The following is a 22,505-nucleotide window of genomic DNA, read 5'->3' on the forward strand; positions in this document are numbered from 1 at the left end:
GCGACTATGGAGCGCCACACCGACAGCTTAGCAGGAATGTGCAAACCGCCTAGCCTTAGATCCAGTAGGACAGCGCCAGCGGCAAAGCGATGATCGTTGTCAGGGTCGAAACCAGTATGAACCCGGCAACATCGGGGCCGTATTCCGGCACATGCTGGTCTATGAACAAATAGGTCGCCACCGATGACGGCATCAAACAGCACAGGATCACCGCGCCGCGCTCTGCGCCTGTAAAGCCGAAGGCCCAGACCAACCCGCTGGCGATTGCAACTGCCATCACCAGGTGCAAAGCGGTCAGCATCACCGCACGCCCAAGGCGGTTGACCCGAAGGCTGGCCAATGTGTGGCCCAATGTCAGCAGCATCAGCGGGATGGAAAGCCCACCCAGGATATCGAATGACTTCGCAACAGGCTGAGGCAGGCTATAGCCGCTGGCCATCAGCACCAGCGATAGGACCACCGCATATATGATCGGCGAGGTGGCGAGCTTTCTGGGCGAAAACTCTTTGGCTGGTATCCACATCCCTACAGTGAAGATGCTGACAAGAACGACCACTACAAATGCCATCGTATAGGCCATCCCCGCATCGCCTAACGCAAGCAAGGTGATTGGCAATCCGATATTGCCCACATTCCCATGCATCAGAGGCGTCAGAAAGGCCCGCGCCGGTAGGCGCATAACCTTCAGCGCCGCAAATCCCAGAACACCAAACCCGGCAATCGCCAAAACCGCAGCGGCCATCACGTCCAGAAACGTTCCAACAGCGATCTTTGTGGCCGACAGATGCGAGATGATCAGTGTGGGATATCCAACCCGCGAAACGATCGCGCCAATGACCTTGTTGTCAAAGGGCGTTTTAGTCAACGCCAGTGCATACCCAGCCCCGGCACAGATCAGCACCGGCAACACCACATTCAGTACGTTCAGAAACAGATGCTCCAAGCCATGTCTTTCTCACAGTCCTTAAGCCTGGAGATTGAAACATAGTCCTGGCTTTCGCAAGTCAGCGGCCTATGGGCAGGCTGAGATTTCCGCAACACCGCCTTTTTATGCCGCCATACATTGTTTCGGGTTCTTCCCTTCCCGCTTTCCACAACATATAGTGGCCTGCAACAACGTGTACGCAAACACGGTGAGACTTGGGAATACAGGCATGGCACATATTATCGTAGTGGGGAACGAGAAGGGCGGCGCGGGCAAATCGACTGTGTCGATGCATGTGGCCACCGCACTCGCCCGCCTGGGTCACAAGGTCAGCACCCTGGATCTGGACCTGCGGCAACGCAGCTTGGGACGGTATTTCGAGAACCGGAATAGCTTTCTGAAAAGCGCGGACCTGACCCTTCCCAGCCCCCGCCACCATGACCTGCCCGAAATTGACGCAAGCACGCTGAAACCCGGCGAGAACATCTATGACCACCGCCTGTCAGCAGCCGTGTCCGAGCTGGAAAGCGATAGCGATTTCATCCTGATCGACTGCCCCGGCTCTCATACCCGTCTCAGCCAGGTGGCGCATTCGCTGGCTGATACGCTGATCACTCCGCTGAACGACAGTTTTATCGATTTTGACCTGCTGGCACGCATCGATTCTAAGGGTGAGAAAATTCTGGGCCCGTCGGTCTATTCCGAGATGGTCTGGAACGCACGCCAGCTGCGCGCGCAAGCCGGCCTGAAGCCCATCGACTGGGTTGTAGTGCGCAACCGCGTCGGCACCCAACGCATGGTCAACAAGGAAAAGATGCAGCGCGCGATCGAGATGCTGTCGCAGCGGATCGGCTTCCGGGTTGCTTCGGGCTTTTCCGAACGCGTTATTTTCCGAGAGCTGTTCCCGCGCGGGCTGACCCTATTGGACCTCAAGGATATCGGGATTAAACAGCTGAACATCTCGAACATCGCAGCACGTCAGGAATTGCGCGACATGATGAAAGAGCTGAACCTGCCGGGTGTTGAGATCGATTTTTAGAGGCTTTTTACGACGGGTAGACGGACTATACTGCCGCTCACCTGGAAAAACGAAAGTCCGTTTCTGGCAATCGTTTTAGCTTCAGAGCCCTTGTTGGGCCTAAGCTATCACTGCTTTCCAATACTCAGGGTAAACTCGAACGAAACCGAATCCATCGACAGTCAAATTTGCTTTGTATCCACTATTGATCGAAGTGTACCTATAGGTATTCTCGTTCAGCCGCTCATATCGTTGCTTCAACGGTTTGAATGTCCAGGTTTCATCATCCAACCAAACAGCGGTGAACTCTGCCTGATCTCCAATCCCAAGCTGGAGTCGCTTGATCGCATTCGTGTTCGTGGCTGGTGTAAACCCAAGATCGATGTCGAGCAATTCATCAACAGCATCCACAACTTTGTCATTCGAGGTCCATGTACCATCGTCTTGCTTCACTAAAACAAGATCAACCCTATCTGCCCCAATCCAACGCTGTACGGTGGCGGCGCTACACTCCCATTCGTCATTACAGGTCACGGAATAAGCTATTCTGACGGGAGAATTTTCAACTACGTAGACAGCCATGCCCGAGATTACGCGAGACGTTCCGTTACGGTTAACCGAACAGGCTTCTGTGCCCACGACATCAATCCGTCGCCACATTGTACTTCGCATCATCGCCTCAACCATCGCTATTGCTTTGCTTGCCCCATAGCGGACATTCATGCGTGTTTCAGCATAGGTCAATCAGGGCTCTCTCCAGCCGTTCTCTGCGGCGTGCGTGAACGGCAGGGTCGGTGTTGTCAGATGTCGAACGAACTAACCGCTGTTCCTTGCGATTATGAAAGCAGTCGAACCCGTTTCGGGACGCCACTTTTGTTCAATTTCGAACCCATAAGCTTGCATACGCTCAACAAGGATTTCTTGCGTCAGGACGCGGATCTTGGGCAATAGGCCGATGGTCCCGAGAGCTGGTATGACGTACTTCTCGAGACCTTCCAGGCAGACCGTCGAGCTGAAGAACAGGCCACCTTCCTTCAAGGAACTACGAACACGGTCCAGTGTCGCGTCAAGATCCAGTACCAAGTGCAGGATCGACATAGCCAGTACGGCATCATACTGTTGACCCTTCGCCGGAATAGGCCAGCACTCGAACGCGCTAACTTCAAAGTTGATGTTCTTGCTGCCCTGCGCGTCGGCTTTTTCCCGGGCGATTGAGATCATTTCGGATGAATAGTCGATGGCGTCGATATGGGCGACTTTTGGGGCGTGAATGAGCGCTGTCGTACCTGTGCCACAACCAAATTCCAGGACACGATCTTGGGGGGACAGGTGTCTTGCAGTGATGTCCAGTTTGTATTCATACGCGGCTTGGTTTTGGACCGGACGGCGGGCATAGGATCTCGCCATCAGATTCCAGAACCGGGTGGGTTTGATGAACATATCTAATCCTTTGGTAGGGTGCAGCAGACGCGATGATTTAGCTGGCGTCTTGGATGTCGAAGACTTTTTCGAGGGGCTTGTCGAATACACGAGAAATCAAGATCGCCAGTTCGAGCGTTGGTGAATACTTGGCGTTTTCAATGGCAACGATGGTTTGTCGGGTGACTCCAACCTTTTCGGCGAGTTCTTTTTGCGTCATTTCATCTGCGTCAAAGCGTAGACGTCTAATGTTGTTGGAGATCCTGAGCTTGCCCATGGATCAGTACCCCCGCCGATAGCTAGCAAATTTGACAATATCTGCTGACAGGGATCCGAAAGCCATTCCGAAATAGATGATGTTGAAGCCGGTGAGCGCTGATGCGTTGAGAGCCATGGCGACGACAGCTGAGACAAAACCCGCACCCGCGAAGATAATGATGGCGTAGCTGCCACGGCGCTCGAACATCTTGTCACGTTCATCAACGACGAAGCTGGGTTTGGGTTCGTGAGTAACAATCGCAAACCCAATGTTGAACAGTATGGTGCCGATGATGGTGGCCACGACGCCCAAGGGGATCAGCCAGATCACCATGCGGGCCCAGTTGTTTACAGCGTCTGGGCCATCAAACAATCCAGAGGCATTCATTTCCAGAAGCCGTGAAACAACAAATGCACTAACGGCGAGGTTCACGAAGATCGAGACGACCGTATTGCGATCTTGGTAGGTCATTTCTGAAATCCCTATTGGACAGAACACTTCTAGTGAGTCGATTATTACTTACATCTTGTATGAAATATTATACCCAATGTCAAAAATAATATACTTCAATATCGAAGCGTTGTTGCAGCTTATGCTCGATGATGGGCATCTACCCTTCAACTGGAGTGCTGCGCGTTTGCGACTGGCCCAAAGGTTGCGTCGCCAACTTTTCGAAGACTAGAACCAGCGTTATGCTAGACCCAGTTATCCTGCGATCTCAGCAAACATCCGAAAGCCAGAGGTTGTATTACTAGAGAATTGTTTCTTCCGGATCATGTTGACTACCTCAATGCCATCGAGTGTGGCTGAAGCTGATCTAAATGGCTTGAACCCACACATGTGCCGTACGCGTCATTTAAAGTTTGCGACACAACCCCTTCGCTTCAGCAGCGGCAACTTTGGACGATATCGAAGTCCCTCACATAATCCGCAAGGGGCAATTCACACCCGGATTCTGTCCGTTTCGGCCGTTCCCTGAGCTCGCGGCCTAACTCACGAGCGATTGCTGAAACCGCTCGGCAGGTTCAGAACTTTGTAACAGAACCGTTCGAGTGCTCGAAATAGTTAAGAATCACCTGGGTCAAAGGCTGCGAATGCCTAGCAAGAAAGGTATGAGGTTCGTTCTGAGAAATCTCAAGGGAAACCTGAGGCCCTAAAATCACGACTCAATTCGACGTTGAATCGCGTCAGCTTCGGATACAAGCTAAGAAAGAGCGCCAACTGTGGTCAGAATCTGCCTCAAACGTGTCCATAAGTGGGGGGAAGCAAGGCAATTTTATGTATCCCCGCTGCAGCCTTGACTAAACTTCCCGGGTACCGCTACGTCATTAAGAAATTATGAAGGTTGTATCAGCTTTTGCGAAACAACCTTGAGTAAAACGAGAATCAATAATCAGAAGTTTGAGGTTAGGAAAATGTTAAATCGGGTCCTGAAAACTACCTCTGGTGCGTTGATGTTGTCCGTCGCGACCATGGCAAACGCTGAAACTGTTCAATTGAACAGTTTAGACGGCGGAATGACTCTGACCGGAGAGCTAATAGATTTTGATGGCGCCAATTACGAACTCCGAACGGTGGTTGGTACAATCACGGTTGACGCTTTCAAAGTTGAATGCATTGGCGAAGCCTGCCCCAGTCGGAACGAAGGTCCGGTCGAATATGGCATTTCTGGTTCTTCTCGCCTGGTCGATGTCTTATTCGCTGACCTTACGACGCAATTCGGTGAGGAGATTGGCGGCACTGCTTTGCGCTCTGAGGAAGAAGGTGTTGATAAGCTACTGCTCCGCAACGAACTAGGCGAGTTTTTGGCCGAAGTCTCCTTGATGGGTGGTGACTCCGCAGACGGGATCAAACAACTGGTCGATGGAAACTCAGCACTGGCAGTGACCACACGCCCGGCTCAACCCGACGAGCTGGCAAGCGCATCGCAGGCTGGACTCGGGGATATCACCACGAGTGAAAACGAGAAAATTTTTGCGCTGGACGGTCTAGTTGTTATTACATCGCAAAGTAACCAACTGCGGGCAGTCGCCGAACAGGATCTAGCGCGAATATTTTCCGGAGCCATTTCCAACTGGAGCCAGATTGGTGGGCCCGATGCCCCGATCCAGCTTTACATGCGAGTGCCTGAAAGCGGAACTGCGTTGGTTTTCAATGACCTGATCATGAACCCCGTGGGCGCAACATACGCGAGCGATACAAGCTTTTTCGAAACAGACACGGAATTGGCTGCAGCAGTTGCTTCTGATCCGCTTGGTATCGGAATTACCAGCCTCGCAAGTGCTGATGAGGCCAAGGTTCTTGCAATTCGCGGTGTTTGTGGAATTCAGGTTCCAGCGACACCTTTCACCATCAAGACAGAAGAATACCCGCTTAGCCGACGCTTGTATGCATATACCGGCAAAACTGCGCCAGCACAGTTGAGCCGCTTCATGCAATTCCTCGAAAGCGAAAAGGCGCAAGAGACAATTGATGCTTCGGGCTTTGTGTCACTTGGGGAATCCCTGCAAGGCCCCAATGAGCAGGGACTACGCTATCTTGGCGCAGTTATGCCAACCGATGCAGAGGTTACTCTGAAACAGTTGCAGGAAATGTCGGCTGAGCTGTCCGGTGCCGACCGTAGTTCTATAACCTTTCGGTTTGCATTCGGATCCTCTCGCCTGGATACGCGGGCACAGGACGACATAAGGCGCCTTGCTTCATTGCTTGCCAAGGAAGAAACCACAAACAAAGAACTTCTTTTGATCGGATACACAGACTCTGTCGGTGCTGGCGGATCCAACCGGTCACTCAGTCAGCAGCGTGCCAAACAAGTTAGCAATGCGTTGCTACAAGCAGCGCCTACCAACAGCCTGGACGGGTTAACCATCCGAACTCTGGGTTATGGTGAGATCTCGCCGCTAAGTTGCAACGACACTGAGAATGGTCGCCGTATCAACCGCCGAGTGGAAGTCTGGTTGCGAGACGTCGTCACCACATCCCAGTAGCGAAGCGCCAACTCAGCTTCGGAACGGGAATACAACGGTCAGTGACCAAGACGATAATTCAATGGAGTAACGTCGTATGAGAATGCTCGCAGTATTGGCCAATGTTTTCCTACTGCAATTGTCAGGGGCGGCTGTCGCGCAGGAAGACCCATACAAAACCGCAGTAGACACCTGGCTCAATGGTAGCGAGGCCGAAGGCCTGCAAGGTTTGTCGGAAGCGGCCAGTCAGGGGAACACGTCGGCGCAAATGATCCTTGGTCAGATCGATCGCGATACTGTACCTGGAGGATTTTCCGATTACTTGATCAATCATCAGGCACGAGACCAGCTTCTTCGTGCACCGGATCCCGATAAGGGGACCGTAAACTGGTTGCTTGCTCTGAGCAATCCTGCCCTACAAAAACACGGCGAGGCTATCTTTGGATATCGGGTTGGTCGTCAGCCAATCAGCAATGCGATAGCACTGCAAACTCATGGTGAGATTGAAGGCGCCGAGTATGTACTGTGGAATACACTGAATAACGGCCGTTTTGATCTGATCAATTCCATGCCTTCAGAAAACTACGGCCTGTCCGAAGCCGGTTTTCTCAAGTGGATCGAAGCTTATATGGCGCGGGAAAACAAGGCGATCACGATGCGGGCCTTTGTGGAAGAATCCAATCCCAAACGTGTTTCGGGGTTGTTGGGTCTCAAACGACTGGCACGGCTGTTGAACCTCAATCAGCATTTTTCCGACGAAGCCAACCAGTTCACGACAGTGATGCTGGGCCGGGGATCGGACTTACCTGAAAGTGTCGATTTGGTTCGCTTGAACGAAAGCATTTCCCGCATCAGTGAAACCGATAAATACTTGGACATAGTAAAACGCTACTGCGACTCATGCGAAGGTGAAACAGTAGACTACGATTGCGTGGTTCAGGCTCTGGAAATCATAGGTGGCTACAAGACGCTGATGTCCATCCGCACCCCAGTTGAGGGGTCAATTGACCAGGCTACATTCATGAATTCTAATCGTGCGGTCGAAATCTTCGCGCAGTTGGTAAACAACATGCGCCGCCACTACTCTCGTGGCATTCGATCGTCTTGCATTGCCGCTAATCTGAAAGCCAAGATCTAACATATAGCTAAAACAAGGTTTGATTGAGATTATCACATGTTTGAAGGCGTCGTGAACCTTTGCAAAATAGCTTAACCGTTCAATGGTTCCGGTTCCGGTAAAGCAAAAGTAAAACGTTTGTATGTACTGACTTCCTACGCTGACCAACTTGGATCGAACAGTGTGCATACTGGAAATCACGAAACAAACGGACTCGCGTAAAGAGTGTGTATAACTGAGAAACGTTTTGTGATTGGAAATTGAATAATTCCTGATGTGCAAGGGACGATAACGGACGGGACGAGGCATGGGCAACGTAATGAAACTAGTAACGACTGGTGATGAAGATACGGGTCAGATGATCGGAGCCTCTTCCGCAGACGACCTCCCTGCAGGCGCCCGGTTGTTGCATGGTCAGTACAAAATTGACCACTACCTGAACAGCGGCGGCTTCGGCATTACCTATCTGGCCAATGACAGTCTCAACCGCAAGGTGGTCATCAAAGAGTGTTTTCCAGCCATGTTCGCGCGCCGACAGAATCTGCTGGTGAAGGCTCGTGTGCAAAAACACAAAGAAGATCTTCGCCAGATTGTGCGGCACTTCATCAACGAAGCGCAGCGCTTGGCAACTATGGATCACCCCAATATCGTTGGCGTGCACCAAGTCTTTGAGGACAATGACACCGCCTATATGGCACTGGACTTCGTTGAAGGCCCGGATCTTTTGGACGCAATCGACGACGCTGAAACCCAGCTGGACGAAGCCGATGTCATGTCGATCCTGCGGCAGATTCTGGATGCAGTCGCATTTATGCACAAGCAAGGGATGTTGCATCGGGACATTTCGCCTGACAACATTCTGGTCGGACCCAACAAGATACCTGTATTGATTGATTTTGGTGCTGCGCGTGAGCAAAATAGGAAAACAAACCGTGTTTTGTCTGCCTTACGCGCAGTCAAAGATGGCTATTCCCCACAAGAATTTTATGTCACTGACGGCGTGCAAGGACCGTTTAGCGACCTCTATTCCTTGGCGGCAACATTCTATCATGTGATCACCGGAGAGCGCGCGCCAGACAGCCAGACTCGGGTCTCTGCAATTGCCGAGCAAAAGCCCGATCCCTGCAAACCTTTGCAGGGGCGCTTTGATAAGTATGATGACGTCTTTCTCGAAGCGCTCGACAAGGCTCTGTCGGCGATGCCAAAGGATCGCTTTCAAACCGCTGATGAGTGGCTCGAGGCGATAGATCACTTGACCGAACCGACCGCCGTGGAACAGGATGTTAGAGTTGCGGTCTCTTCATCCGGCGGAATCAACCGTGTCGCAATAACCGGCGGGCTGCTGGCATTTGGAGTTGTAGGTGCCGTAGTCGGCGTGCTGGCCATCGGAGCATTTTCACCATCCTCCGAGCCACAAGCAACGCAAGAGGACGTTTTGGCTGCCGAAGCTGAAGCCCGCGCCCAAGCTGAGATCGAAGCAGCGGCGACGGCAGAAGCAATCGCAGATGCCACCGCACGGGTCGCAGAAGCCGAGGCACGACTGGCCCAAGCCGAAGCCCGCGCGCAGGCAGAGACCATAGCGCGTGCTGAGGCCGAAGCCGCAGCTCAGGCAGCGGCTCAGGCCGAAGCCGAAGCCCGCGCCAAAGCGGAAACTGAATCGGAAGCTCGTGCACAGGCTGAGGCCGAAGCGGCTGCCCAGGCAGCTGCCCAAGCCGAAGCCGAAGCACGTGCCAAAGCCGCTGTCGAGGCAGAAGCACGCGCGCAAGCCGAGGTTGAAGCGGCCGCCAAAGCCGCTGCAGAGGCAGAAGCGCGCGCGCAGGCCGAAGTCGAAGCGGCAGCCAAAGCCGCAGCAGAAGCGCAAGCCCGAGCACAGGCTGAGATCGAAGCAGTCGCAATGGCGATGGCAGAGGCAGAATCGCGCGCGCAGGCTAACGATGAAGTTGCTGCTAAAGTGAGCACTGGCGACACAGATCAGGCGAATGTCGAAGCTGATACTACCACTCAAATCGTTCAGGATTTAGGGCCGACTTCAGTGAAGTCTGAATGGAAGGTTCTTTTGCCTTTTGTAGCGTCGGCGGATAGTCCCGATACTGTGGAATACGTCGCTAGCGAGGCCCCGGTTTGGGTTCACGCGGGGCTGCGTATTGACTCTGTCAATGGGATTGAAATCAATGATCTGAACTCCATCGCTGCCGTTCTACTTCAATCTGGGGCTACTCCTTCGCAAGAGGGAACCATGGATGTGACCATCGGGCTTTCTAACCCAAGAGACGGTGTCGAAGTGCGGGACGTTACACTTGGTGTCGTACAAGACACGACCTTGTCGAATGGCGTCGTTTTTCAAACTCAATATGCAGAGAATGGAAAATGGGTTACGAGCGTGGCTCATGTCCCAGAAGATGTAGGCCCAGGCACAACTCTGAAACCGAACGACCAGCTGACAGCATATTTTCCGACAGATGAAAATATCGATGGGCAAGATACGATTGCTGATCTTCTGCGAGCAGGTTTGAATGACGGCCAGACTGACTTCAAGTTCACGGTCAGGAGAGGCACTTCTTTGTGGCTGGCGGACTTGCACTACGTGGGCAAGTAAAAGAGAGATCATGGCTGAACGCAGTGTGCGAGTTGACCACGCCACATTGAATAGGTGGGTTGTGAAAAAGCATAAACTGGTTCTAGTCTTTCGAAATGTTTGCGACACATCTGTCTGGGCGTTCGTCACAGACGAAGATAACGAAACCGGTATGTTTCATTTCACCGTATATGGAGAAAGTGAGCCAAAGCTCTCTGAACAAGTCGGTGTTCTGAGCAGCGGAATGCTTACCAGCCTTGCAATGAGCAAGCTATGCGGTTCCATTCGCGATTGGCGCGAAGTCCTAGCCTGTTGTCGGCACATTCATTCACTGAGATTGTGACTTTGCTAACGCAGCATGAAGGCTGCGCCACGGACGCGGCTTCGAGCCGAGACTACTGTCATTCGATTTGTGACCAAGTATTTACGCCGAGTGTGAATGCTTGGAATTTTGCGGATTATGGTCGTCGAATTGTGGTTTCTCTTTTGAATTTCGAAGTGCGCGGTACTCGATAGGCGTTTGTCCGTAGACCCGTTGGAATGCACGATAGAAGTTGGAGCGTGCCAAAAACCCTGATTGAGAAGCGATGTTGGCAACGCTTTCATTAGTTTCTGCAAGCAACCGGGCCGCATGAGCCAAACGGAACTCGTTCACGTATTGCGACATGTTGGTTCCTTGAGTTCTGTTGACAGCAGACGACACAGTGCGGGCCGGAAGGCTTAAGCGCTTGGCAAGTCGTTGGACGGTTATGTTGGGGTCCAAAAAAAGCTGTTGTTCATCCATCAATGCCTGCAGTCGTTCTAGGACTTTCGCATCTTCAGTATTGGATACTGGCGCTGCGTATGACACAGCGTTGGCTTTGGAAAACATCACTGGGAGCGTGATTGACGTCGCAAGAAGAAGAAAGATCAACGGAACAGTTCCGTAAGAAATCAGCATTGAGGCATTGGCGCCCTTGTTGAATGCAAAGTCGATTGCGATCGCGCTATCCAAAACCAGTACAAAGACGAGAAATCCAATGCCGCGTAAAAGCCAGTTGGAAAGCGCCTGGGTGACATCGACCCGTGCTTGACTCAGTGCGTCAGGCCCCTTCCGCCAAAGTAAGAAGAGAGCGACGCAATAATACGAATAGCTGGCACTGATTACCCAATCCATACTTCTCAAGTCGCTGGCCAAGAGCAGATACAACCCAATCAAAATGAAAGGCGCAACTAGGTGCATCATGACGATCTTGGCGACGTCGTGCCTTTCGACAGCCATCGATGCAAAGCTCAGATACAGGAGCGGTCCGAAGAACAAGGGCAAACTGCGTTGCAGCGGGATCAACTCCTCGACTCCATAGCCAAATCGCAGGCCGACCAACAGGGATGAGAATGCGCCCAACCCAAAGAAGGCTGAGAACAACATGTTGGCAAGACGAAAGCCCAGATCCAGCCGCCAAGCCAGCATGGTAAGCACACCGCAAAGAAACGCTGTCGCCAGCGGCAAGGGGAAACTGATCAACCCGGGGCTGTCCATTTGTCCTCTTTCTATCGCGACCTGTCCTCGATCAGGATCAAGGACAGGTATAGGCAGTGCAAAGCATTGTTTCAAATAAACCCACGGCTCAGTTTTGACTTATCTTGAACGATGATCGGAGCTTTTGATGAGACACTCTTCTTACCTTCTTGCTGGGTTCTTAGCTATGTGCGCGGCCGCGGCATTTGCCCAGCCCTATCGGCCAGCAATGACAGAACTCAATGTCGCCGACGTTGAGGGAGAACGCGATCTGTCCGGATTTATTTGGTATCCAACAGATGCAACTGGGCCAGAAACTTACGACTTCGAAAGTGAAGTGTGGGCGGGGACGAAGGTTGTGAAAGATGCTGTGCCAGTGACCAGCCGGTTCCCACTTGTCGTCTTATCTCATGGTATGTTTGGCAACGCTTATAATCAGGCATGGCTTGCCGGTGGGCTGGCACGGCGCGGATACATCGTGGCCGCCATCAGCCATCCTGGTACGTCAACCTGGTCTCGCGATCCCGATTTAACGCGGCAACTGTGGGAGCGGCCAAAGGACATTTCCCGTGTCATTGACCATGCAACCGGTTCGTCTGATTTTGCGAGGTATGTCGATACAGACAGAATCTATATGGCGGGACACTCACTGGGTGGCTTTACGGCTGTTGCCCTTGCCGGCGCGCGGTACGACGCGGCTGGGTTAAATCGGTTTTGCGACACTCAGCCAGACGAACTGGCTTGTGGCATCCTTTCGGGTTGGAAAATCGCGCAAACACCTGAAGATCGCGCTCAGATGGAAGCTGACCTGTCTGATGCTCGGATCAAGGCATTTGCAGTTTTTGATCTTGGCGGAACACAGAGCTTTTCCGAAGCGAGCCTTCGGAAAATTGACCGACCGATGTTGGTCTTTGGGGCACCGATCATGAATTCTGGTCTGACCCTCGACATTGAATCCCGTGCCCTGATTGCCGCGTTACCCACGCAGAATGCACACTATATCGAGCCCGAGACGCTATCGCATTTTGACTTCCTGGGTCGCTGCAAGCCCGGTGGCTACGAACTGCTCGCAAGAGAAGAACCAGGAGACGAAATCATCTGCTCAGATGGTGGCACAGTTCGTGCTGCCAAGCATGAGATGATCATCGACGCTGTTACGGATTTCTTTTCGAATTCATAACCGTGCGGAGGCGGAATGGTATGGTGAATCCGGCCTTCCGCCTTCGCCTTCTGTCATGATCGCATAAACCAGTTTAGGCGACACCACCGTCGACAACTTGCTCGGGATATAGCTCCGCCCAATCTGACAAAAACTCGGATACGGCATCTTGGCTTGCCAGTTCTATGGCACGGCGCGGAAGAGCGACGCCTTCCCGCAATGCTAGACTCAGGCACCGAGTATAGTCGCGGTCTAATCGCTGCGGGCAGTTCTCCGACCCATGAATAACTGTGAACAGAAGTGTTCCTCCATAGCCGTTCACATGTGTCAGGTCTGGCTTTAACGACAGAAGGTACTCCATGACGTCTGGCAAGCCCTCCCATCCGGCAACCTGCACCGGTGTCAATCCTTCGGTATCTGGACGGTCATATTCAACTCCTACGGCGACCAGTCGTCGAACGTGATCCAGTTTTCCCGGGATGTGCAATATCATTCGAATGATATTGCGGTAAGCGTCAGGTATCTTGTCTGGGTCAAGGTTGCATGGCGGCTGAACGCCATCGGCAACGGCACTCAATGTAGTTTCGATTTCACTCAAGGTCGTATCTGCGCCGCGCTCTTCGAGCATCCTCGCCAAACTGACATTTCCAAATACCCGCGCATAAGCATAGGGCGTAGTGTTTTCAAAGGGCCGATTCAGATCGGCTCCATTTTCAAGAAGAAGCTCGACCATATCTGGCGTGGCCATCCTTCGCGCCGCCTGGTGTAGCGCAGGGACGACCCACGGTGCCTCGCCGCCAACATGCGTCCCGTCAAATTCATCTACTTTAGCCCCGTGGTCGAGAAGCATCTGAACCGCCGTTGTGTCATGGAAGTCCATCGCGCGCAGCAATGCGTTTGTCCCCTTCGGGTCGGCGCCATGATCCAGAAGCAGTTGCAATCCCTTATGATGACCCAGCTCGGTTGAGTGATAAAGGCTCTCGCCGTCGTTCGGATTTGCGCCGTTCTCCAGCAGCCATTGCCCAAGAACCATATTGTCCGAATGGCCTATGGCGAAGTAGAGCGGTGATAGCTTGTAGTCGTTGCCATGGTAGACCGGCGCACCAAGATCAACATCAGCACCGGATTCCAAAAGGGCATTTGCGATATCAAGCATGTCATTGGCCAGCCCGGATGCGCGATGAATCCACTTGGACCGGGCGAGGATCGTCAAAGGCGGCGCCAGATCGCCAATAAGCTCGGTCGCCAGTTTCGGCGTTTGGTTGAGAAATTCCAACACATCCGACTTGCGATAAAGGGCCAGACACAGCCCGAAATCTCCGTCAGCCAGATCGGGCGCGTCAGCCAGAAGTTGATCAACAGCCGTAAAATGACCCTGAGCGAGAGCCAGTTTCAGGCGCTGCCGTTTGGCGGCTCTGTCCATGCCTAGTAGTTCGGCTGCGAACTTTAAGGCAGGCCAGGTCGGAAAACTGTTCTCGCACGCAATTACGTGCAAATAGTCCGAGTGCCTGAGTGCTGTTGCCTCCGGTCGAGGTGGATAGTTTGCGATGCGTTGACGGGCGCGTAATTCGCCTGCTTCATAGTCTTTGCGAAGTGCTTTGGCATCGCGGCGCAATTGGTCCAGGGATTTTGTCATCGGTGTCCTCACTTTTGGCTCGATGGTCCGCTGAATCCGAGCATGAGACATACCGAAATAAGGCTGTCGTATTGTTGATAGAGATGCCGATGACAGCTTTCCGCGGACCTGGAGGCTTTCCCTAGAAGCATTCTTATCATAACCATCCGAAGCAGCACCCGCAAGATCGGCTTGAGTGGATGACACTGATGCGAATGACCGCAAAACGAAGGCCGCGGCCTGCAACGAGACCCAAGAAACAGATGCTGCGCTCTGCACGAAGGTCGGTAATGTGCACACAGTTGCCAATTAGGAACTGTTGTTCATCTCGTTCTGAACCACGTCGGCGTCCGAATGCTCGCAGGGCCAGTTAACGAGTCATTTGCGCCTTAGACTTCACTTCACACCAACGAAAAACAAATCCTTACAATTTTTTAAGATGTCTGAAAGGTCAGTTAAAACTCCCGGTATTCTACGGACAGCTTAGTTGATTAGTAACGAGGCGAGGGTCTTGTGCTGAGTTCTGTTTTACCCGTTTTGGCTGGCGTTCTTTTTGAAATTGGGCATCTGTGGCCGGCATTCTTTCTGGGCCCCGAAAGTGTTTTGGCTTTTTCAACCAACACTGCCCAATACTTAGTCTTTGCCTGCATTGCAGCACTGGTTTTTTTGCACAGAGGCCACAATCTCTCTCGCAACCTAAGTACATCAGTTCTGAAAGTGACATCTGATCCCAAGTGTCACACCCATCGGAGGACCAACGCCCTCCCTGGTTTGGATGACAGACTAATTGATCAGCTGTTTCTTCATGCCCAAGCAGTTCGAAGTGACAGACATACAGGTCGACATTGTACCTCCACAATCACAGCGAGAATTGGATAGAAAATGTCGAAATCCAAAGGTGACGCCACCTCTGTGCTGGCCAGATTTAACGAAAGATTTGGCCTGATTCAAAGACACGTCATCACCATTCCGCCCGCAAACAACAAAGCCCGTCCGGACAATCGTGCATTTGGTGCAGGTCAGACCAACTATTCCAAGGCCAAAAAGGAGCCAAACATGTCATTGGACATTTCTAAACTAAGTGAAATCAAAGGTCTTCTGGGGGCGTGCCTCGTCGACAGCGATACCGGTCTTGTTTTAGGCACAGAGGGCGGTTCCAAGTTTGATCTTGATACCGCAGGCGCCGCGAATGTTGAAGTTGTCCGCGCTAAGCTGCAGGCAATCGAAGCTTTGAAACTCAACGATACCATCGAAGACATTCTGATTACACTTGGCAAACAGTTTCATCTGGTTCGCCCACTGGACAAAAACCCAAACATTTTTGTGTATGTCGCGTTGGACAAGAAGGCCGCCAATCTGGGTCTCATCTCGACAAACTGACGGCTTTGATGTCAACGACCCGGTCAGCCGCTGCAGCAATTGCGCATGATCTGAAAAGCCCGCTCACTCATGCTTATATAACACTTCAGAAAGCGAAGGATTCTCTACAATCGGAAGGTCGATCCTTAGAACCGATTGACCAAATTCAATCTGAACTTGATCGTCTCAAATGGACCTTCGAAACAGTTTTGAGGATCGACCGTATTGAAGAAGGAGGCGGCCCCAAAGCGTTCAGCTATCTGGATTTAAATGGATTGGGTAGAGAAACAGTTGAAAACATTATTCCACTTGCGGAGGTTAAGGACCAAAGTCTTATTTTTGTGGATAACCAATCAGGGCGTACACTAATCGAAGGTGATGAAGGTATGTTGAAACAGCTCTGTGCAAACCTTCTGCAGAACTCAATTGATCATTGTCCGGATCATTCCAGGATTCTCCTGACTGTTGAACAAGAAGAAAGCACCATTACGCTCTCGGTTATTGACGATGGCCCTGGTGTTCCCGAAAACACACTGGGCAAGCTATTTGTTCCTTTCTATAAGCTAGAAAGTGAACGAACCAGTGTTGGGAATGGATTGGGTTTGGCGCTGGTGAAGGCTATAGCAGATCATCATTCGGCGCTCTTAGCGGCGACAAACAACTCACCTGGGTTGACTGTTTCAATTAAATCCGAAATTGCATAGCGGCTTTAATTGAGAACTTGGCTCACACAGATGTAAAGCGTCTTGTTGGCATTGGTCGGCATGCTGAATTCTCTTACACAAAGTGGGCAAGAAAGTTTCTTGAGTGTTTTCTTCTCAAATCCTCAGATCGCTCAAGAGCCGGAGCAAAGCTATTCAACCTTGCGCAATATCTAGGCCTCTTTAATGGAGGTACATCTTCGACTGATCCACAAACGAAGTATTCAGCTCATGCGGTAACCGACGTTTCTGAGGGTCACGATCCTCTGACCATCTGCACCGATCTTGCGTCTGAGGCGCCCGACATAGACATCTACAACATTGGTCAATGGATCTTCATTCATTCCCCAAACTGAATTCAGAATCCGCTCTCTTGATAATACGCGCCCAACATTGGTCAAAAACAAAAGGAGAAGGTCGCGCTCTTTCTTCGACAGCTGGATTTCTTGACCTTCGACAGCGACCTGAAGGGATTGCTTGTCAAATGTAAGTGCTCCGCATGTAATCACCGTGTTGCTGAGATTATTTGCATAGCTGTTGGCGCGGCGGTGCAACGCTTCTATCCGAGCGATGAGTTCGTCGAAATCAAAGGGTTTAGGAAGATAGTCGTCTGCACCAATCTTCAATCCTTCTACCCGTTCCTCAGGGCTATCCAAGGCGGTCAACATCAGGATAGGGATCTTTGACTTTCGGGCACGTAGCTTGCGACAAACATCTTGTCCCTGAATTCCCGGCAACATCAGATCCAACAAGATAATATCATAATTGCCGGATGCTACGTGCTCCAAAGCATCTTCCCCGCTTGGTGCATGATCTATGGACCAACCTTCAGCAGACAATCCGCGGCGTATGAAGTCAGCTACGCGTGTTTCGTCCTCGACAAGTAGAATATTCATAGTGTGCCTCAGTTTTCTCTCTGTCTGAAACCATGTATGGCAAAGCTGCGTGAGGTTTTATGGTTTTGCAATTTGCTTCTGAAACAGACAGGCATTAGCCCGTTTCTCGTCGAACATCGGTTTGTACAATTTTCATTAGGGGTTCTTTGGGCAGCGTTATAATGATTTTCAACCCGCCCTCCTGGCGATCTTGAAGATCAACGGTCCCACCATGGGCTTCGACAATCGATTTAACGACTGGAAGCCCCAGACCGCTTCCCTCGATCCCCTGCCCCGAGGCGTTTGAGCCCCGAAAGAACCGGTCGAATGCCTGGGATTTTTCCGCTGCGCTCAGGCCGGGACCGTCGTCTTCGATTGTAATCGAGCAAGACGCGAGCCCTTCTTCCAGTATTGCGCTGATTGTTGGGCCTCCATATCGTCGTGCATTTTGCAACAACGCGAGTATTGACTGGCGAAGCCGAACCTCATCGACCGAAGCCTTCACCATACATTCTGGGCTTTCGACCTGCACCGGATCAGGGAACATCGCCACGGCATCTCGTACCACTTTTCGTAGATCCGTTTTCTTGCGATCCAGCCTAAGTTGACCCGCCTCGAACCGAGCGACGGTTAGCATGTCATCAACGATTTGATTGGTGTGCTTTGCGGAATCCCGAATACGGGCGAGTGAGTCGGAAGTATCCTCTGACAATGTGTCTGATGTCCTTAAAGTAACGTCGGCCTCTCCAAGGATAATTGCCAGTGGCGTTCGCAACTCGTGACTAATATCGGCCATCAATCGTTTGCGGTTCTCTTCCCCCATTTCAAGTTTGTCGATGAGTTGTTGAAGCTCGAACGTTCTGGCAGCAACCGTTTCTTCAAGTTGCCTCTTTTGCTCGGCGCGACTTGCTTCTCGGGCAGCCAAGCCTTCCGCCATGCTATTCAGAACAGTGCCTAATTCCCTGAATTCACGGCTACCACCAAGATCTACGGGCTTCGAATAATCGGCTCTTCGCAGGCGCCCAACGCCGTCTGCAAGCAACGTAAGTGGTTTTCTGATTTGGCGGTTGAACGATACAAGGGCCACCAGCAACACACCTATGGCCGCAAGAACGATCACGTAAACCAATCGTTCATTCCATTCTCGAAAGGTTGCTGCTTCGGCCAAAACTTCTTCAACCTCTTCCACTTCCTCATCAAGCGCGGCCTGAATTTTTTGATCCAGTTCGTCATCAATGTCCCCGTCCAGCAGGGCGGCCAGGCGCTCGATCCGCACAAATGTCTCAATCGGGCTACCAGCCTCTGAAAGGTTCGCGATGGCTGCATTGACAGCTTCTATATCGTCTTCAATCTCATCGAGAAGCTCCAGTTCTTCGAACTCCTCTTCGCCGACCATCTGAATTTCCCGGGCAATGGTCTTTCGGATTGCATCCAAAGTCTGGGCGATTTTCTCCTGCAGCTCTGTCTCGCTGATCCCATCATCCCGATCGCCGATAAGAAGTGCGTCACCGTGTTGCTTGAACAGACGGTATAGGTCCGCCTCAAGCCTCAGATGCAGGCCATATGACTCATGGGCCAGGGAAATTCGGGCATCCCACCATCGGGTTTTTTCGAGACTGTATAGGGTCAGGCCCGCTAACCCACCCAAAAAACCGATCAGTACAGCGGCATAAATCCCAAATAGAGTAGATGAACGCATATCAAATAACCCTTGAATTCTGTTCTAAACTAAGCGGGATGGCGTGTTCGGCCAAAATGATGGTGGCCGAAGAAAACTCCTGCAGAGTTTCGAGCAATTCGACCCTGTGATGCCAGCATGACATCCACCTGACTGACGCGATGATGACGACATCAGCTTTGCCGAGAACAGCGCGCACGAGATCCAATTGCAGAGTCTGGAGTGGCAAAAGACCTTTACCGTTCTCCGCCAACCGTTGATCTAGGCCGCGGGGCGCCGCGAGGAGATCGGACAGCCCAAAAATCCGCATAACCGTTGCTATCCTCAGATCGCTCGGTCGTCTCCGACAGCTCAGCGTTGCGGATCGTCGCAAACTTCCCTGAAGTCCAACATGGTTGTCTCCGATAAAGGCGATCTTCGGGATACTAACTCCCCCACCATAACTGACATCAATGCCATCGTTTGCGTCTAGCCCGGCGATGATACGCGCGAGGCTGTTTGCATGTATATCTGTTAATTTGGAAACTGATCCCGGCGGAGCCACAAATGAGATGGGCTCCTGATCAAGCTCTCCGGCCACCTTGATGGTAATCGGATCGTTTAGGTTTATTGCAGATCTGGTCACTTCTGGTTCCGAAAGCAGCTTCTCGGCTTTTTCACGGGCGACCCTCCACGCGCAATATTGGTCCCACGCCTCAGCCAGATTTTGTAACGGAAGGGCAATCAACGCCAATACCGACAGGCAAGCTGCAACTGTCGACGGAGCAATGGCGTACCGACTGGCCTGCCAAAGCATCAGCAGAGCGGTTAACGCCACACCCAGCTGCAAGACCGCCTGCAAGCTGGTTGTTCTACCGCGACGTGCCAGCGCATCACTGCGCAAACATGCGCCCTGTTTGTCAAGCTTGCGCAGTTCACGGTCGGTTCGACCCATCTGGTCTAATTCAGGTGCGATAGAAATGCGTTCAATCATGGAAATAGCAATGTTGGCTCGATTTCGACGAAGTTTTTGATGGCGCCGAACGAGATGCCAGGCCAGCAACCCCATTGCGACCAGTGCAACACTCAGCGAGGCGATACCATTCATCGCAAGCATAGGGTCGAGAAAATAGAGAATGGATACCGCGCCAGGGATCACAATCATTGCAGACCATGCATCCGGTAATCCGCGACCAAACCAAAGTCGCGCTGCAGATAAGTCACCGACAAACCTTAGGGACAACGCTCCAACTCGGCGTTTTTCATGTCGGGACTTTGGAAGTCGCGCAATCTGTCGGTAAAGCGTCCGGCGCAGTGAAATAGTGTAACTCTGGCCAAGCGCTTCTGCCCGATATCGTGAAAAGAAGAGACATGCTGCTGCGACGGTACCGGAGACCCCCAGTTGCAAGACAGTATTTGTTGCAAGTACATCCCCAGCGTGAAGTGCCGCAAAAGCATCTCGTGTAGCAAACGCTGCGAAAGCAAGCGCAATAGCCTGCACGATTCCACAGGATACCACGAGGACCGCATCAATGATGCGGTCCCTTGTGGCCAGTCTTGGGAGGGGGTTCATGCGGCCACATCTTCGCGGTCGTGTCGCATCAACGGTGCAACATGTTGGGCGATAATCGCTGGCGACCAAAGATCTTCGCGTGTTAAAATTGGGCGGCTGGTTACTTCTGCAGCTTCAGCAGCAGCCAACGGGGAACAACTGACCTTTCCGGATACCGCAAATGGGCTGAGACCCACATTATTTAGAACGGTTACACCGCCCAACGCACTCAGCGCGTCCGGCGCAGCGAATAAAATGCCGTCCAATCGATCCCGAATGCGTGAGGATTGTAAGATTGCCCTTGTTTCCTGCTGGAAGACGCCATCAGCGATCTCGACAACCACGACTTCGGCACCGCGCGACGCTGCAGTTGCAACCAGTGTATCAAATCCGGATTCGATCGCTTCAAATGGCATTCGATACGTGGTCGCCATTCCTACGTCAGTGAAATCAAGAGCTGGCGCGCCCCCATCTTCGAAACTGTTGAAGTCACCAAAGGCCCCGGTTCCGGTGGCTTTGACACCGGCGACGGCATATCCAGAGCGCATCAACCCATGGCCAAGGCTTGATGCGGCTGTAGTTTTTCCTGAATTCATTGAGGCTCCAAAAACACCAATGACCGTTACGCGCTCGTTGGTCGGCATCGATGGTAACGCATAATCTGCCACGTTGATCACCTGACCCTTGGCATTGGTCAAAAGGCCGATTGGCTTTAACCGTGTTGGATCATCCATGCAATCATGCGCGGCGTCTACGCGACCTGCGACGCCGCCACCGGCAACGAGATCGATAAGATCATCATCAATCACCGCGCTGGCAAGAAATTGGTCTGGTGCGTATCGGTCACCCAAGCATAGAACAACGTAATCGCCTGGGTAACTGACAGAGGCGCGACGTTCCGCTAATTGGATTTTCTTGTGATGACCAATCTCGGCGATCTCACAGAGGATAAGATCCCCTGCCTTTGCAGTATCCAACTGCGCGGAAAGTCCATGTACATCGGACCGGTCAACTCTGCGGGTTGTAAACGCCCATTTTGCGATTTCGCAGGCAATATGCGAGGTTTGGGGAAACTGTGTCATGCATTGCTCCGTAACTGGCTGTTCAGTGAAATCGTTTTGCCAAAGTGATGTGAGAACATTTGCAAAGTGGAATGAAGGATTGGCATGCAAACGAATGAACGGCAAATGAACACTTTTCAGGGTCCTCGTTTCTGTCTCAAAGCAATCTGATGCTAGTTCGATCTCCGGTTTGTCCTTGCGGACAGTCACTTAGAGTGCGCAAACGAACGGTTTTCGGTCAGTCATCATCGTTCCGATCGTCGCCACGGTCATCGTCTCCATCCCGTTCACTAGCCCCTTCGTAATTAGATCCGCGATCATCTTGACCTTTAGTTCGATCTCCACGACCGCCGCGGTCACCAGTGCTACCTATCTTGTTTTTTGTTCCCCACCGTAACTCAAGGATCGTGATGCGATTGTCTCGGTTGCGATCAATGTCTTCAAGAAGCCGCCGCGCACCAACTTCTCCAAAGGCGGCGGACAGCTCATTCAAGCTCAAGACACCGTCAGAATTCGTATCAACAGACCTGAAACTAGCAGTCTGCGCCGCTACTTTATTGAATTGACTGTCGCCAATCAGAAAAGTGAAAGCCAATAAAACGGCGCAGGTTAGGTAGCGAAAAATTCTCAACTTGCGTTGCGCTGACCTACTTCCAGTCTTTGTCACAGACGATCCCCTGCTCGTCGGTTGTTTCTGTGAACCAACGGTATTTAATTTCAGTAGGACAATATGGCTCGCAGAGATGAAA

Annotated in this window: 20 protein-coding genes; 8 read left to right on the forward strand and 12 right to left on the reverse strand. The window is 52.0% G+C overall.

The window, feature by feature from the left end; genetic code table 11:
* Positions 1-55 precede the first annotated feature (55 nt).
* Entirely contained in the window at positions 56-943 is an 888-nt protein-coding gene (locus tag AC2FIC_RS14625; protein WP_496692168.1) for an AEC family transporter, read from the reverse strand.
* Between the two features lie 211 nt (positions 944-1,154).
* On the opposite strand from AC2FIC_RS14625, the gene AC2FIC_RS14630 reads away from it, so the two are divergent.
* The gene (locus AC2FIC_RS14630; protein WP_142639130.1) at positions 1,155-1,964 is read left to right on the forward strand and encodes a division plane positioning ATPase MipZ; all 810 of its coding nucleotides are present in this window, start codon (positions 1,155-1,157) and stop codon (positions 1,962-1,964) included.
* A 99-nt stretch (positions 1,965-2,063) separates the two neighbouring features.
* On the opposite strand, the gene AC2FIC_RS14635 is transcribed toward AC2FIC_RS14630, so the two are convergent.
* The 4 genes from AC2FIC_RS14635 to AC2FIC_RS14650 all read right to left on the reverse strand — a co-directional run bounded on the left by AC2FIC_RS14635 (position 2,064) and on the right by AC2FIC_RS14650 (position 4,092).
* Complete coding sequence (locus AC2FIC_RS14635; RefSeq protein WP_496692167.1) at positions 2,064-2,687, reverse strand: putative glycolipid-binding domain-containing protein; 624 nt, start codon at positions 2,685-2,687, stop codon at positions 2,064-2,066.
* Between the two features lie 72 nt (positions 2,688-2,759).
* Positions 2,760-3,383 carry a class I SAM-dependent methyltransferase gene (locus AC2FIC_RS14640; RefSeq protein ID WP_496692166.1) on the reverse strand — a complete coding sequence of 208 codons (624 nt, stop codon included), beginning with the start codon at positions 3,381-3,383 and terminating at the stop codon, positions 2,760-2,762.
* A 37-nt stretch (positions 3,384-3,420) separates the two neighbouring features.
* Positions 3,421-3,639 carry a helix-turn-helix transcriptional regulator gene (locus tag AC2FIC_RS14645; RefSeq protein WP_425595609.1) on the reverse strand — a complete coding sequence of 73 codons (219 nt, stop codon included), beginning with the start codon at positions 3,637-3,639 and terminating at the stop codon, positions 3,421-3,423.
* Positions 3,640-3,642: 3 nt separating this feature from the next.
* Positions 3,643-4,092, reverse strand: coding sequence for a hypothetical protein (locus tag AC2FIC_RS14650; protein ID WP_496692165.1), 450 nt, complete (start codon positions 4,090-4,092; stop codon positions 3,643-3,645).
* Between the two features lie 76 nt (positions 4,093-4,168).
* Between AC2FIC_RS14650 and AC2FIC_RS14655 the strand changes: the two genes are divergently transcribed.
* From AC2FIC_RS14655 to AC2FIC_RS14670, 4 genes are all read left to right on the forward strand, one after another.
* Entirely contained in the window at positions 4,169-4,303 is a 135-nt protein-coding gene (locus AC2FIC_RS14655; RefSeq protein WP_496692164.1) for a hypothetical protein, read from the forward strand.
* A gap of 688 nt (positions 4,304-4,991) precedes the next feature.
* A complete protein-coding gene (locus tag AC2FIC_RS14660) occupies positions 4,992-6,608 on the forward strand; it encodes a phosphate ABC transporter substrate-binding/OmpA family protein (RefSeq protein ID WP_496692163.1) in 1,617 nt (538 codons plus the stop codon).
* A 76-nt stretch (positions 6,609-6,684) separates the two neighbouring features.
* Positions 6,685-7,725, forward strand: coding sequence for a hypothetical protein (locus AC2FIC_RS14665; protein ID WP_496692162.1), 1,041 nt, complete (start codon positions 6,685-6,687; stop codon positions 7,723-7,725).
* A gap of 298 nt (positions 7,726-8,023) precedes the next feature.
* Positions 8,024-10,300: a serine/threonine protein kinase gene (locus tag AC2FIC_RS14670; protein ID WP_496692161.1), complete on the forward strand. Its 2,277-nt coding sequence runs from the start codon at positions 8,024-8,026 to the stop codon at positions 10,298-10,300.
* A gap of 403 nt (positions 10,301-10,703) precedes the next feature.
* Here AC2FIC_RS14670 and AC2FIC_RS14675 read toward each other — a convergent pair whose 3' ends face one another.
* Positions 10,704-11,798, reverse strand: coding sequence for a helix-turn-helix transcriptional regulator (locus AC2FIC_RS14675; RefSeq protein WP_496692160.1), 1,095 nt, complete (start codon positions 11,796-11,798; stop codon positions 10,704-10,706).
* Between the two features lie 208 nt (positions 11,799-12,006).
* Between AC2FIC_RS14675 and AC2FIC_RS14680 the strand changes: the two genes are divergently transcribed.
* Positions 12,007-12,957 carry an alpha/beta hydrolase family protein gene (locus AC2FIC_RS14680; RefSeq protein WP_496692159.1) on the forward strand — a complete coding sequence of 317 codons (951 nt, stop codon included), beginning with the start codon at positions 12,007-12,009 and terminating at the stop codon, positions 12,955-12,957.
* Positions 12,958-13,030: 73 nt separating this feature from the next.
* On the opposite strand, the gene AC2FIC_RS14685 is transcribed toward AC2FIC_RS14680, so the two are convergent.
* A complete protein-coding gene (locus AC2FIC_RS14685) occupies positions 13,031-14,572 on the reverse strand; it encodes an ankyrin repeat domain-containing protein (protein ID WP_496692158.1) in 1,542 nt (513 codons plus the stop codon).
* An 861-nt stretch (positions 14,573-15,433) separates the two neighbouring features.
* On the opposite strand from AC2FIC_RS14685, the gene AC2FIC_RS14690 reads away from it, so the two are divergent.
* The gene (locus tag AC2FIC_RS14690) at positions 15,434-15,931 is read left to right on the forward strand and encodes a hypothetical protein (protein WP_496692157.1); all 498 of its coding nucleotides are present in this window, start codon (positions 15,434-15,436) and stop codon (positions 15,929-15,931) included.
* Between the two features lie 8 nt (positions 15,932-15,939).
* Complete coding sequence (locus tag AC2FIC_RS14695) at positions 15,940-16,614, forward strand: sensor histidine kinase (protein ID WP_496692156.1); 675 nt, start codon at positions 15,940-15,942, stop codon at positions 16,612-16,614.
* Positions 16,615-16,835: 221 nt separating this feature from the next.
* On the opposite strand, the gene AC2FIC_RS14700 is transcribed toward AC2FIC_RS14695, so the two are convergent.
* From AC2FIC_RS14700 to AC2FIC_RS14720, 5 genes are all read right to left on the reverse strand, one after another.
* The gene (locus tag AC2FIC_RS14700; RefSeq protein ID WP_496692155.1) at positions 16,836-17,507 is read right to left on the reverse strand and encodes a response regulator transcription factor; all 672 of its coding nucleotides are present in this window, start codon (positions 17,505-17,507) and stop codon (positions 16,836-16,838) included.
* A gap of 94 nt (positions 17,508-17,601) precedes the next feature.
* Positions 17,602-18,882, reverse strand: coding sequence for a HAMP domain-containing sensor histidine kinase (locus AC2FIC_RS14705; protein ID WP_496692154.1), 1,281 nt, complete (start codon positions 18,880-18,882; stop codon positions 17,602-17,604).
* A 304-nt stretch (positions 18,883-19,186) separates the two neighbouring features.
* On the reverse strand, positions 19,187-20,716 hold the full coding sequence (locus tag AC2FIC_RS14710; protein ID WP_496692153.1) for an ABC transporter transmembrane domain-containing protein: 1,530 nt from the start codon (positions 20,714-20,716) through the stop codon (positions 19,187-19,189).
* A complete protein-coding gene (locus AC2FIC_RS14715) occupies positions 20,713-21,777 on the reverse strand; it encodes a hypothetical protein (RefSeq protein ID WP_496692152.1) in 1,065 nt (354 codons plus the stop codon). Before AC2FIC_RS14715 ends, AC2FIC_RS14710 begins: the two co-directional genes overlap by 4 nt.
* 217 nt (positions 21,778-21,994) lie before the next feature.
* Positions 21,995-22,423 carry an EF-hand domain-containing protein gene (locus tag AC2FIC_RS14720; RefSeq protein ID WP_496692151.1) on the reverse strand — a complete coding sequence of 143 codons (429 nt, stop codon included), beginning with the start codon at positions 22,421-22,423 and terminating at the stop codon, positions 21,995-21,997.
* Positions 22,424-22,505 lie beyond the last annotated feature (82 nt).

This window comes from Ruegeria sp. CDSC079, assembly GCF_059610505.1.